General features: G+C 33.2%; 7 protein-coding genes and 1 pseudogene. 2 read left to right on the top strand and 6 right to left on the bottom strand.

All coding sequences use genetic code 11. From position 1 onward, the window contains the following. Positions 1–272: 272 nt before the first annotated feature. The 6 genes from IGK70_RS09555 to IGK70_RS09580 form a co-directional block, all read right to left on the bottom strand. Entirely contained in the window at positions 273–1,991 is a 1,719-nt protein-coding gene (locus IGK70_RS09555) for a proline--tRNA ligase (protein ID WP_002359769.1), read from the bottom strand. Between the two features lie 71 nt (positions 1,992–2,062). Next, positions 2,063–3,331 (bottom strand): RIP metalloprotease RseP, encoded by a 1,269-nt coding sequence (gene rseP / locus IGK70_RS09560; RefSeq protein WP_002362168.1) that lies wholly within the window; start codon positions 3,329–3,331, stop codon positions 2,063–2,065. A 613-nt stretch (positions 3,332–3,944) separates the two neighbouring features. Further along, the gene (locus IGK70_RS09565; RefSeq protein ID WP_258318805.1) at positions 3,945–4,850 is read right to left on the bottom strand and encodes a DUF5655 domain-containing protein; all 906 of its coding nucleotides are present in this window, start codon (positions 4,848–4,850) and stop codon (positions 3,945–3,947) included. Positions 4,851–4,911: 61 nt separating this feature from the next. Further along, on the bottom strand, positions 4,912–8,019 hold the full coding sequence (locus tag IGK70_RS09570) for a type I restriction endonuclease subunit R (protein WP_080488176.1): 3,108 nt from the start codon (positions 8,017–8,019) through the stop codon (positions 4,912–4,914). Between the two features lie 14 nt (positions 8,020–8,033). Further along, positions 8,034–9,275, bottom strand: coding sequence for a restriction endonuclease subunit S (locus IGK70_RS09575; RefSeq protein ID WP_071981524.1), 1,242 nt, complete (start codon positions 9,273–9,275; stop codon positions 8,034–8,036). After that, complete coding sequence (locus IGK70_RS09580; protein ID WP_071981525.1) at positions 9,276–12,023, bottom strand: type I restriction-modification system subunit M; 2,748 nt, start codon at positions 12,021–12,023, stop codon at positions 9,276–9,278. Between the two features lie 901 nt (positions 12,024–12,924). Between IGK70_RS09580 and IGK70_RS09585 the strand changes: the two genes are divergently transcribed. Together IGK70_RS09585 and IGK70_RS09590 are read left to right on the top strand one after the other, a co-directional pair. Continuing rightward, positions 12,925–13,302, top strand: coding sequence for a JAB domain-containing protein (locus IGK70_RS09585; RefSeq protein WP_205216872.1), 378 nt, complete (start codon positions 12,925–12,927; stop codon positions 13,300–13,302). 289 nt (positions 13,303–13,591) lie between these two features. Beyond that, positions 13,592–14,856, top strand: a pseudogene (locus IGK70_RS09590) (ISL3 family transposase). Positions 14,857–14,898 lie beyond the last annotated feature (42 nt).

The raw sequence follows: 14,898 nt of genomic DNA on the forward strand, positions 1-14,898 counted from the left end.
AATTAGTGTAAATATAATTTTAAATTTTATCTATATATGAAAAATTTGTTTAAAAACAAAAAAATATCATTTAATCAGCTTAAACCACTTATTTATTTCTTTTATTATTAAAAACAATAAAGGAAATAATTTTATATAGATTAATCTTTAAAATCGAATATTGTTTATAGCTTGAGACATTTAAGTTTTTTATTACATTAAAAAAGCTTAAAACAAAATCAGAGAAACTTTGATTTCGTTTTAAGCTTTATACTGTTATTAAGTTTGTTTATTTATTCTACTTCTGATGTTGTGTTCATCAAAATAGAAAGTGTGCTTTCTAATTCTTCTTTGCGTACTTCCAACATTTCACCAGTACGTTTGATTTTGACTTCTACCACACCATCGACTGCTTTTTTACCGACTGTGATACGGATTGGACAACCAATTAAATCAGCATCAGCAAATTTTACACCTGCGCGCTCATTGCGGTCATCAACTAATACTTCGTAGCCCGCTTCGGTCATCATTGCTTCAACTTCTTGTGATAGTTTTGTTTGATACTCATCTTTCACATTCATTTGGACCACGTGTAAATCAAATGGCGCAATTCCTGTTGGCCAATTAATACCGCGCTCGTCTGCATTTTGTTCAACGATTGCTGAAAGTAAACGACTAACGCCGATGCCATAGCAACCCATGATCACTGATTTTTCACGACCGTTTTCATCTAAAACTGTTGCGCCCATAGCATCACTATAACGCGTTCCTAATTTAAAGATATGGCCAATTTCGATTCCTTTAGTAAAGGCTAAGACACCATTGCCATCAGGAGAAGGATCGCCTTCTTGAACAAAGCGTAAATCTTCGTAACTAATTGGTTGGAAGTCACGATCTGGATTTACATTTGTCAAATGATAGCCATCTTCGTTAGCCCCAACAATGGCGTTGGCTAAATCTTGAACAGCTAAATCTGCATAAATTTTAACATCTTCGGAAACATTGACTGGACCAATTGAACCAAAGCCAGCTCCTAAGACACGGCGAGCATCTTCTTCTGTTGCTTCATCTAGGAAATCAGCGCCTAAGAAGTTTTTCAATTTGACATCATTGACATCATGATCGCCACGAACCAAGACCATTACTGGCTCTTCATCGGCAATAAATAGTACTGATTTAATAATACGTTGTGGCTCAACTTCAAAGAAGTTTGCCACTTCGGCAATTGTACCCACTTCTGGTGTTGCAATTTTTTCTAAATCTAATTGTGTTTCATGTGATTTTTTCGGCGTATAAAGACTTGTTGCCATTTCTAAATTGGCAGCATAATCACTTTCTGTTGAATAACAAATAGTATCTTCCCCAATTTCAGAAATCGCCATAAATTCTTTAGAATCTTTACCACCCATGGCACCACCGTCCCCAATAATGGCACGGAATTCTAGTCCACAGCGTTCAAAAATGCGTGAGTAAGCTTTTTCGTAATCACGGTATGATTGATCTAAACTAGCTTCATCGGCATGGAAAGAATAGCCATCTTTCATGATAAATTCACGGCCTCTTAATAAGCCAGAACGTGGGCGTTTTTCATCACGATATTTTGTTTGAATTTGGTATAAATTCAAAGGTAATCGTTTGTAAGAATTGATTTCATCACGAATTAATTCTGTGAAGGTTTCTTCATGCGTTGGACCTAAGATATAGTCACGGTCATTGCGATCTTTTAAGCGATACAAGTTAGGTCCATAAGTTTCATAACGGCCTGATTCTTTCCAAAGTTCTGCGGGTAATAACGCAGGCATTAACATTTCAACTGCATCAATTTTCTCAAATTCTTCTCGCATAATCGTTTTTAATTTTTCTAAAACACGATTGGCTAAAGGTAAATAAGAATAGATCCCTGCAGCGACTTGACGAATATAGCCTGCGCGCAACAGAATTTGATGACTTAAGACTTCTGCATCATTTGGTACTTCTCTTAACGTTGGAATTAACATTTTTGACTGTTTCATTAAAACTCTCCTCTATTTTAAAATCAACTATTTTTGATTTCTTTACACACTTTTTTACTTAAGCTTTCTCCTTAAAAGAAAAAGCGTTGAATATCGTTCCAAGTAACTAACACCATTAACACCATGACAAACCCAAAGCCAATTAACGTAATGATGCCTTCTTTTTCAGGACTAATTGGTTTTCCACGCACACCTTCAATAATGTTTAAAACAATTTTCCCGCCATCTAAAGCTGGGATCGGCAACAAATTAATAATCCCTAAGTTCATTGACAGCATGGCCATTAAGAATACAACTGTACTTACTCCAGCATTGGATGCTTCTTCCGATAATTTAAACATCATGACTGGCCCACCTAGTTTGTTTAAACTAAAGCCTGTGAATAGTGAGCCAAGTGCTTTAAAAATCTGTGTCGTACTATTTAAAGTATCCTGAATACCGCCCATCAATTTTGACGGTAAATCGGTTTTCATATAAGGATAAACGCCGACTTTACCAATCGTTTGTTTTTCCACTTTTTGTTTTTCTGGTGTCACTGTTAGTTGCTCTTCTTTGCCGTTACGCTCAACTACGAACGTTAACGGCTTTTCGGGGTTCTTCTGCACAATGGTTGTAAAATCTTCGTATTTTTTGATTTTTTGATTATTAATCGATAAGACTTTATCATTTTCTTTCAACCCAGCTTCTGCGGCTGGGCCATTAGGAATCACTTGTCCAATTTGATTCGTGTTTAAATCAGTAACGCCTCCTTGTAGAAAAACCGCTAACGTAAACAGAATAAACCCTAAGATAAAGTTATTCATGGGCCCCGCAAAGTTCGTTAAAATGCGTTGCGATAATTTCGCTGATTGAAATTGAACGTCAAGTGGCGCAATCCGCACCTCGGTTCCATCACTTTCAATAATCGTTGCATCATGGTCAACTTTATAAACGGTTTCTTCTTCCTCGTTTCCATTGACATAGCCCTTGATGAATAATTCTTTTTCAAGATCAAAATCAACGACTTCCATCGGAATACTATGAGGTAATTGTACTTTTTTACTTGTATTAATTTTAACCACATTACCCACGGCATTTAACTCAACAGATAGAGGCATACCTGGTGTGATTTCTGTCATGTCTTCGCCCATCCCAGCCATTCGCACATAGCCACCAATTGGCAATAAGCGAATCGTATAAGTGGTGCCATCTTTTCCACGATGCGCAAAAATCTTTGGTCCCATTCCGATTGCAAACTCACGAACTAAAATACCCGCTCGTTTTGCAAAATAAAAGTGGCCAAATTCATGTACGAGGACAAGAATACCGAAGACAATAATGAATGTGATAATTGTTTTCATAGATGTCCTTCTTCCTTCATTCACTGACGTTCAGTGCTTTTTATTATTACATGGGAAAGTCTCGTAAAACTTGCTCTGTTCCCTTCCCGATAAACCAGTGCAACTGTTTACTGAGAACAGTCGCCACTGTTAGTGAACAAATCTTTCCTTATGTAAGACAAGTTTTATTTTAGCATATTCACTCATAAATAACCATTGGACTTGACCAGTTCGTCTGGATATTTTGTGTTTTTTTAGAAAATCCGTTAATTTGAGAACGTTGCTTTAAAAATTCAATAAGAATGTGGTTTGTTTAGCTCGTTATAGAAAAAAATATAAGCTATAGTTGATTGGTTCTAATAGAAATAACTTTGAGTAGATAAGGGAATTTCTTATTTGTTTTTTGCAAGGCATAACGGTAGTTGTTAAAGAAAGAAACCAGCGTTAGACGCTGGTTTCTTGAAGTATGTTGTTGGTTTGAGTTTTCAGGCGACTGAACCTTTCAGCAAAGGGTTAGTGGTTTCTACAAGTTTCAACAGCTTCTAAATGCTGTTAGCTCAACATCCGTTGTTTTGGGCGGTACCATGAAATTCTGATGATTTTTCGGGATTGGCGCTAGTTTAGGTGTTAGTAATTAACTTAATTGCTGCTTGTGATATCGCCAAGATTCCTTAATTAAACTAGCAATATACTCAATATTTTGATTGTTTTTCATAATAATTTCATAATCACCATTTCCCCAATGACCTGTCTCACTTACATTTCGAGTTATATTTTCAGGATCATTTAGTTCTCCATATTTTAGGTTAATCCAAATTTTTAGAGCTCTTTTCTGAATTTGAATATCTACTATGTTACGTTTTAATTTAAAAGAATTATATAATTTGACAGGCTTGATTCGAATATTACTATCCCAGCTCAAAATAATTTCTTTTAATTCTTCATAAAGTTCTTGAACCTCTGTAGAACCTTTCTCAAGATGTTCGTCTTCTGTATAAACTATAATTTCTTTAGATAAACCTTTCTTGTTTGCTTCTCCCTGATTACTCTGCTTATTAACTTTAGCCTGCTTTAAATTAGTTTTGTTTAACGTTTCAACATCTATCAAGCCGTTTTCATATTTTTTAACTGTCACCAAATCAATAGGTAAATCGGGATTATTAACTGCTCCCTGTTGATAATTAGTGTAATCATTCGCTATAAAAATGACTCTCGTTTGTGACCATTCGATTTCACTAATACGCTTTAGTTGATCTGGATACTGCTCATTATAATTCAAAACGAATTCCCCTTTATGAGCTAATAATGAGTTTAGATAAGCATAGCCTTGATCAATTACACTGAATCGCTTCCCTTTTTTGTACTCAATGATTACAAAACTCTTGGTTTCTTCATCATAAGCTACCGTATCCAGCCGAAAATCATCTACAGAAAATTCAGTAGCCACAAATTTCAAATTGAACAACTTTTCTAAATTTGATTCTACTAAAAATTGTAATTCCTTTTCTTTAGCAAATGGTACTTCTTGAATTTTTACCATCTTATGTTTATTGATATGATAAAGAGCCAACATAACACCTCCTGTAAGGAATAAGTTCTTCCTATTTTTCAAGTATAAATTTTCTCAGACGTTTATCAATTTCTTGATTTATCTTAAACGCTGGTATTTTTTTACCATACTCTTTTTCAAAAAGAATTTTCGCTTTTTCAAAATCAACCATTTTTTTCAAGTTATCAAATTGACCATATTGATTCAAATTAGATTCACTTGTAACTACATTCTTTACTTTTTTCAATTTTTCTGCATCAAGACCTAGAGAATTTGCAATTTCATTCAATTCTTTCATTTCCTGATGGAATTGATACTCACTGATTAATTCTAAAAAGTTCGCATTTTCATTAATTGAAAGTTTTCCATTTTGAATATCTTGAATAACAATTTCAGCATAATCTTGTTGTTCACGAGTTAGAGATGAGAATTTCGAGTGTAATTCATTCAATGCCTCACTTATTACTTCCTCTGAAGAATCTTCTTGACTCAGTTTAACAAACTTAACAAAAAGCTTATTGAAAAAATTACTATCTACAATTGTTTTGTTCAATGGTATTGGGTGATAAGGCACATCTAAAGGAACCTTCCCCACACCTTCTCCACCACCATTACCACGTTCAATTTCATTATACCGAAGAACTAAGACTAAATAGTCTTCTTCAGAAAACTGTAGTTCAATAACTTCACCTTCAAACAGATATTCATTTTTTTCCCATACAAAGCCTTGTAATTTTGCCGCTGTTAATATACCGTCCAATTCGTTAAACAATTTAGCAAATTGATTAATTTCAACTACTTCAGAAGGCAGCTTTTCAAAATTAGTAATTTTATTTTTAAGAAATAGCAATTTTATCTCTTCATACTTTTGATTCATCAATTGAACATTCAATCCTAGCTTAGCTACGTAAAGTAACTCTGGTCGATTGCCTGAATATAAATCTATCGCTTCCTCAATATTTTTATTCATTGTATGAATTCTCTGATAATAGCGAATATTTCCAAAGGGTTTATCAAATCCATTCAAGCGATTCGTCCGAGAAAAAGTTTGAATTACATCAGCATATTCAAGTACTTTATCCAGATAGATTGTATTAATCCATTTAGAATCAAATCCAGTTAAAAGTTGACGTACAACTATTATGACATCAATCTGTTGACCCAACTCTATATGTTGATAAGGTTTTTTATGAGCTAATCTATTGGCAACATCTTTTTTATACTTTTTAAATGAGCCACTCTCTACTGAAAAAGATTGGTTATATTGTTTATTGTAATCCTCTAAAACTTCATGTAATCCCTTTATTTTAGAGAGTGAAGTAAAACTGTTCGAATCATCTGCATCAAAAACAGCTGCCCATTTTATGTTTGGATATTTTTTCTTAGCTTTTTTATAATATTTTATAGCTGTTTCAATTGAAGTAGTTGCCAATATTGCGTGATATTTATTGGCTTGTGACAATACAGGAAACTGTTTAGCAATATCTGTTAATACTGCATCATAATGTTCATCTTTATCTTTGTACTGAGAAGAATTAAGATAGTCTTCAATTCCTTTTTTATATTTACCATCTAGTTTTTCACCAGCCATTTTTACTTTAGCAGGATTCATATAATAATCAAAAACTTTCTTTTTTTGTTCATCACTACTAACTTCTATAAAATCAACTGCTTTTGCCTTATCAAGTGCCACCGCAAGTCGGATATCTTCATCAGAAAATGTCGGAACCTGATCAATCTGAAATCCTAATACATTTTTATCTCGAATGCCATCCGCTAATGAATAACGATGAAGTTCAGAACCAAAAATATCAGATGTTGTATTCCCATTTTTTTCATTTTCTTTCATTATTGGTGTGCCAGTAAACCCAAAAAACACTGCGCGTGAAAACCTTTTTTTGATATCAGTAAGCATATCTCCAAAAGTAGTTCTATGTGCCTCATCAACGATAAAAACAATTCTTTTGTCCGTTATTTTTTCCAAATCTGATAAATTCTTATCATCATTGCTAACAATACTCATTTTCTGTAAAGATGTAACAATTAACGTCGAACTCTGATCAGTATCAATCAGTTTCTTTCTTAATTCAAAAGTTGAATTCGTATCTTGTATATCATTTTCATCATCAGAAAATCCTTGGAAATTTTCAAAAGATTGTGTACTAAGTTCAACTCGATCCAATAGAAAAACAACCTTGTCAGCATTTCCCCAGTCTGCGATTAGTTGAGCCGACTTAAAACTAGTCAATGTCTTTCCCGAACCAGTAGTATGCCAAATAAATCCGCCTAATTTTTCTGGTGCTGACCAATCTGTCTTCTTCATTTGATTAAAAATTGTACTAGCCGCATAAAATTGATAGCTTCTCATTACTTTTAAAATACCATCACTATCATCAGCAACCGTATAATACCCTATTAATGTATGTGCCATTGGTATAGAAAGCAATCTTTCAGCTATATCTTTCCAATAATTTATAGGTTCATTATTAATATCAGCCCACTTGAAAAAATATTTTTCATCAAAAGCCTCTACACTACCAGGATTGGCAAAATAAACTGTTTCCTCTGGCGTCATTGCTATGAAAATCTGAACTAGACTGAATAATCCGGAAAAAGCACCTTCATAGTAGTATTTCTCTATCTGTCCTGTTGCTCTGTAAACTGTTTCACCTGAACGCTTCAATTCAATATTAATAACTGGTAAACCATTAATTAATAACCAAACATCTCCTCTTCTATCTTTAGAAACATCAATTTTCTTCTTATACTTTGGTTGACGAACCAGTTGATAATGACTTTTCCCTGCTGCTATCTCGCGTCTGTCATAGAGCTTCAAACTCACTACTTTTCCTTGATGCAATAAATCTTCAGAATCTTTATCTCTAATAATTTGAATAGATCCGCCATTTATCCATTTGTTTGCTTGATTTGGCGTCTTTATACCATTTAATTGTTCGATAATTTGATCAATTTCACCTTTAGATAAAGGGACTCTATTTAAACGATTTTCACTTTTATTGTTGTTAAAAAGAATGTCGGCCAAGTTTTGAATTAATTCCTGTTCAGTAGGGTTTTCAATAACTCCGCCATCCCATCCTTTATTCTTTAATAATTCTACTAAAGCATTTTCGAAATCAATCTCTCTTGTAAATTGCATCATTCTACCTCCTCTCCTTAAACAAACATATCATTTAATAAAGCTGTTTTTATTTGCTTCAATTTTTCATATTTTTCTTGATGAATAGCAATAGTTTCGTCTAAGTGCTTAAAAAAGTTCCCTATAGCGGTTTGCTCTTCAATAGAAGGTAACTTACCTTCAAAGTTCAAAAGATTTTTAGCACTGATTCCAAATACTTTCATTCCAGTTCCAATTCTGTACCCATATTCTCTAAAAGCAGGAGAATGAATTAAGTAATATAAAAATACAGAATCAATTTTTTTAGGTCTTAAAGCAATTGTATGCAACCCTGCTACTAATTTATAAGGTAACTCTGTTGTGATAACGGCAGGAGTAGCAATGCCTTGATAATCTTCTGAAGCATCCGCCACAACTACATCCCCTTTTTTCAACAACTCATATTGGCCCTCTTTTATGTTAGGTAACTTACTTTTACTATCTATCATGTCCGCAACTTTAGTATGGATATCACCATAATGAATATATCTAAAACCTGTATTATTTTTTGTTTCTACATCTCTGGATAGCGAATAAGATTTTACTTGTTCAACTAACTGACCTAATTGTTCTTCTTTCCAATTATCTGAATACTCACCGATTCTTAACTCAGGAGTATCTACTCCGTCTTTTGGAAACATTTGACTCATCAAAGATTTCTTTATTTGCTTTAGTTTATTCGACTTATGTTGATGAAGAGCAATAGTGTTGTCGAGTTGTTGGAAGAAGGAGCCGATTTTTTGTTGTTCTTTAATGCTAGGTAGTAAAATTGGCATCTTAGCCATCTGCTTACCTGACACTTCCACGAATGTTGAACCGGCGCCATTTGTCTCACCGTAGCATTTTAATTCGTGGGTACGAGAGAATATGAAATAAGAATCAAGTTCAGTTTCATGCGGAACAATAGATTGAAAACCTTGGTTCGTGCAACCTTCTTTAATTAAAATAGCAGTATTTCCGATACCAGCACGAGACGTGAATAATACTGTTCCAACTGGCAACATACGAGCAGAACTTTTTTGTAATCCAAGCTCTGTGATTTTTTTTCGACTGTCTCCCATATAAACTTGATCACCAATTTCAACAGGAGAATACCAGCTTATATCACCACCCCAGTAATCTAGAATACTTGTATTTGGTGTTCCTCCACCAACGATATCTGCTACTTCTCCTAACTTACGCTGTTCCCAAGCGTCAGTAAATTTTTGATATCTTAAAGATGGTTCTTTGCTTTTAGACATTTAATCAAGCACCCCTTTTAGTTCTTCCAATGCTTGAAGAGCATCTTTATTTCCTTTAAATCCATCCAATAAAGGCTTCATTTTATTATTAGCTGCCTTTAGATCTGTTTCAATAGAAATCAGTGTATCTATATACTTATTGTTTAAAGTATCAATTTCAGAAATAATATCACTTATTGCATTAGGAAGCAGTCCATTTATACTTTCTACTATTGGTTGGTTCCATTTAATATCTAACAAATTGAGAGACTCATCAACAGAAAGCGACTCAATTGTCTCTTTCGTTTGATTATGAAGGGTTTCTTCATCAGACTTAATTTGTTTAGTCAATTCAGCTTGTTCTTCCATTAATCTGGATACTTCAGCAAGTTTAGCTGCAAAAGTTCCTTCTGGAAAATCAAAACTGTTTAGCAAATGATTCAGATACTTATTAAGTTCTCCTTTAGTGTAGCCATTTTTACCAAGTGTCATCTGATCCCAATTAATCTCATCATGTTCTTGTACAAAATCTAATTTTTCATTTCGATTTAAAGTTAGATATTTTTCAAAAAGAATTTTTTCTGGTAATTCGATATCTGAGCGATATTCGACTAATTTTTTATTCACTTCAGTCTTCACAAATTTTGAATTATCATTATTTAAGACATCAAATTCCCCATCTTCTTCTGATAACATCTCTTTGATTTCAATTAAGCTATTCTCTATTTCAGATAGCCTTTGTTTTTTATTGTCAATTTCGATCAACTCTGATTTTAACAATTCTTTTTGGACTAGACCAAACGGCAGAATGCGACCTATCCAGCCATCTTGGACAATTACTTTTTTCCCTTTTTTTGTTTTTTCAACTTCATTTGGATCAACTTTTATAATTGATTCAATTCCCTCACTTTGGATGATTTCAAGGTCTTCTAAAATCTTGAGAAAAGAATTTGATAGTAGTTGATAAGCATAATATTTGTCTATTAATTCATAATTTTCTAAGCGCTGAAAAAGATCCACGGTTAATTTATCTACAATACCTGCTTCATTAATTGTCTCAACCTTGTCAATTAAATTACTCCTTAAGTAGTTAGGATAATCTTCAAAATCATGAGAAAATCTACTCTTGTATGACTCAACTTCTTTGTTGGAATTCATTAATGATTTAAGATCTTTCTCTCTAAGGGAAACATAATCAGTATTAACTTCTGTAAATAGTGTATTAAACAATGTGGGGAATGTTTCCCATACATCATTAAAAATCTCAAGTTCCTTTTTAGGTATTCCTCCATAAACAGATGCATATAAATCTACGAAATCCCCACCACCAAAAGAAGATACATATCTTGGTATGTTTAAATTGTAATCATTATTTTTAATTTCTTCATAATTTGCCACATAAGAATAACCTGCTTCTTCTTTACGAGAAATAACTGTATCTACAATTTTTTTTATATCACGTGCTCTTAACACATTTTGATTCTTTTGTTTTTCAAATCCGCTTGATGCATCAATAAATAAAACATCGTTGTTTTTTCGCGTTTTCTTTAGTACTAAAATAACGGTAGGAATTGACGTTCCAAAAAAGATATTTGCTGGCAACCCAATTATTGCATCAATATAGCCATTTTCTATTAATTGTTTTCGAATATTTCCTTCTTCATTCCCTCTAAACAAAACTCCATGTGGAAGAACAATTGTCATTATTCCATTCGTATCTAGATGGTAAAGGTTGTGTAATAAGAATGCATAATCTGCTTTTGACTTAGGAGCTAATCCATAGCCACTAAATCTGGGATCATTTTCCTTTCCCTCTATATCCCACTTTTGAGAATAGGGTGGATTGGCTACTACTGCATCAGCCCTTAAAGTAGTATAAGTTCCCTCAATAGCTCCATTCTCATTCTCGTCAAAGTAAGGCCAATCATCATCAAGTGTATCACCATTTCGAGCAACAATATTATCTGGAATAATACCACGCATAATTAAATTCATCCGTGTTAAATTGTAGGTATTTTCTTTCAACTCTTGCGCATAAAACTTGATAGAATCTTTATTTTTCATATATTTTGCCACTGACGAACCAATATTTATAAGTAAAGAACCCGAACCACTAGCTGGATCATAGATATCGATATGCATTTTATCCAAGCCTTGAACATGGTTAGCAATCAATTCTGCCATCACAACGGATACTTCATGTGGCGTATAAAACTCCCCAGCTTTTTTACCTGCATTAGATGCAAACTGACTAATTAAATATTCATAAACAAATCCTAGTACATCATAAGACTTATTATCAGTCGGAATATCTTTAATAATTCGGATTAATTCACGAATAGACTTCGTACGAGATTGTGCAGTGTCACCTAGTTTTGTAATTCCTTGATCTAAAGTTTTTAAAATACCTTTAAAAACTTTTTTATGGGTTTCCCCAATGTTTTTGTTAAAATCAGAAAGTCCTGTGACAACATTATCCACACTAAAATCATTTCCTAGTTCAATCCAGTGTTGAAATAGGTTTTCATAAGAAATAAAGTATCCAAGATTCTCCTTAATATAGTTCACTTGATCCTGATCTTCTTCTGTCAAATTTTGTATATCTTCATCAGTATAATGTTCATTCTTTAAAAATGTCGTTTCATTATCAGAAAGAAATTTATAAAAAATAAACCCAAGAATATAGTCTTTATACTCATTTGCTTCCATTTTACCACGTAAATTGTTTGCTGATTCCCATATTTTAGCAGCTAATTGTTTCTTATTCATGCTGTCCACCTATTCCTTATAGTTATTTTTCAGTTTAAAAAATGATGAATTTTCACCACTCTAATTTTCTATACAATCCTTTTTATTATAGCACATTGAGTAGTAATTTTTCGATTGCAATATTTTTGTGTTTCTCTTATTATGATAAGGAAAAATGAATGATGAGTGATTAAAATACTACTACTTTGAACAGATAATGATAATCATATTTTCTCGGGACGCATCATCGCTCACACTTAAGACAGGAAAGCTATTACTTTTTAGCTTCTTTATTCTTTATCTCGCTCATCAAGTCAACAAGATTACTTAAAATTACACAGAATTAATTCACTGTTACATTTCGAAGCTCTGTTCCTCCTCATAAACACTATCTTTTCAAATAAAATTACACTTATTACACTTTTTTATAATAAAATATATAAAATTGTGTCTATGAGTGTATATCGAAATAAAATAAGAACTCCCAAAATATGTAATTTTGTAATTCCAACATAAAACCCATTAAAAACACTACCATACCAACCTTTTAATAATTACAGTGAAAGTTAATATTTATTACAAAAATACACTCCTGTCCCTTATTCTAAGTTGCACGAGAATCAAGAAGAAGCTATCTACGCTACTCTGTTCTTACTTTCATCCTCAAACCTTTCTTTTATAAATCAATGCAAGCCATGCTTGCGAAAAAGAGTGATGAATAAATAGAATAGGAATGATTAAAAATGGCAGTAGCAACAGAAAACACTCTAAAAAAGCAGTTAATGACATCTTATATGTTTAACGATCGAATAAGAACGACAAATTCAATAATCTTAGCACTCAAGAATTAATTGAACTCTCATTCAATCTAAAACCTTCAAAAGCAGCTGAAATATTAGAAAGTATAGATACTCTAGCAGATTTGAGAAATGGACTTACCGAATTTCCACCAACTATGGAATTCCAATTCAAGGCAAGCTTTTTTATATCAAAACGTATTTTACAATTTGATATAAAAAAGGAGAAAGTAACTAGCTCGTATGGGCTTTCCCAACACTTAATTCAAGAAACACATAATTTAGAACAAGAACATTTTATTCTCCTAACATTAAACACTAAGAACCAAATTATTAGAAAAAAAACATTATTTATTGGAACTCTAAATCAAAGTATTGTGCATCCTCGAGACATTTTTCGAGAAGCAATAAGAGATAATTCCGCTCAAATTATTGTTGCTCATAATCATCCCTCTGGTGATCCCACCCCAGTGAATCTGATAGTGTATTTACATCAAGATTAACAAAAGCATGCGAGCTATTCACAAATCAAAAATAATGTTGTATTCTAGCCTTAGCTGGTTTAGCTAAGGTTTTTTTGACGTCAAAAATCCTCTATTTCAGCAAATATGAAAGTGATGATTACTTAGTTTTAGAAAAAATAAATAGACTACACAATTGTAATCTTTGAATTTTGGCTCTATGCCTTCTGATGTTGGTATTTTTACCAACATCTTTTTTGTTTCACAAGAAAAGACACCTCGAAATCCTGTAAAATTAAAGTCGTTGAACCCATTCTAAGGAGGAATCAAGATGTCCTATACTGAGCTTATCAAAGAAACTCTAAATATTCTAGACCTAAATGTTACTTTTGAAGAAAATTGTTTGCGAAAAGAAAAAATAAACGGACAAATTTGTAAAGTTTATACAGGGAAATTAACCTACTTGCCAAATTCCTGTGAACATTGTAAAAGTCATTCTACGATTATTCGCTGGGGAATGACAACCGTTCGGTTGTTACTGAATGAAGTCGTAGAGTTCAAAACGTATCTGGAATTGAGAAAACAACGATTTAAATGTAATGCGTGTCAACGGACCTTTGTTGCGGACACAAGTATTGCATAAAAACACTGCTTCATTAGCCAATCCGTTAAATGGGCCATTACTACACGGTTGAAAGAAAATACTTCCATGACAGGCATCGCTCGCCAAAAAAATGTGTCTATTACTTCTGTTTATTGTGTGCTGAAACGCTTTTACCAACCGATGAATCCCTTTAACACAACCTTACCAACCGTTCGTCAGGTTTCAGGCGCCATGAGTTTTATCATTTAAATGGTCAAACAAGAAAATTATTTGATATTGTTGAAAACCGACAACTGCCTTATAGAACGTTATTTTACTTGTTTTCCGCTGTCTGTGCGAGAAAACGTCCAATTTATTGTCATTTATATGTACACACCTTACGTTTCTCTAGTGAAAAAATGTTTTCCTAACGCAAAGATCATCATTGATCGCTTCCATATCGTTCAACACATCGGTCGGACCTTTCGAAATCATCGAATCACTTGGACAAATCGCCTATTAAAAAGTTCAAGTTTAGCTGAAAAACGACAAGGAAAACAGCACAAAAAATATTGGAAGTTATTACAAAAAAATCAAGAAGAGTTGGATAGTTTAAACCGCCGTTGGCGCCCTTCGTTTAAAACGTATTTAACTGAAACAGAGCTTGTGGACAGACTGCTTTCCTATAGCGTTGAATTAACGCAAGGCTACACGTTGTACCAAGACTTCTTGTATGCCGTTCATAAACGCGACCAAACGTATTTTGATGTCTTGCTTACGCAAAATATTTTATTTCTCACTTGCCAGCTACTTATCAAACCACTTTACGAACCTTTAAAAAGTACCAAAAACAAATTCATCATGCCTTGAATTATTCTTATTCCAATGGACAATTAGAGTGTCTAAATAATCATATCAAAGTGTTAAAGCGGAATGCCTATGGTTTTCGTAACTTTTATAATTTCAAGTTGCGGATTCTCGTCCAACAAGGACAAGCCCTACAGACCAAATAAAAAAATCCAGAGGATTTTCTCCTCTGGACTCGACATAATTCT

Origin of the sequence: Enterococcus sp. DIV0358, assembly GCF_051713465.1 — a bacterium.
Taxonomy (GTDB): domain Bacteria; phylum Bacillota; class Bacilli; order Lactobacillales; family Enterococcaceae; genus Enterococcus; species Enterococcus faecalis.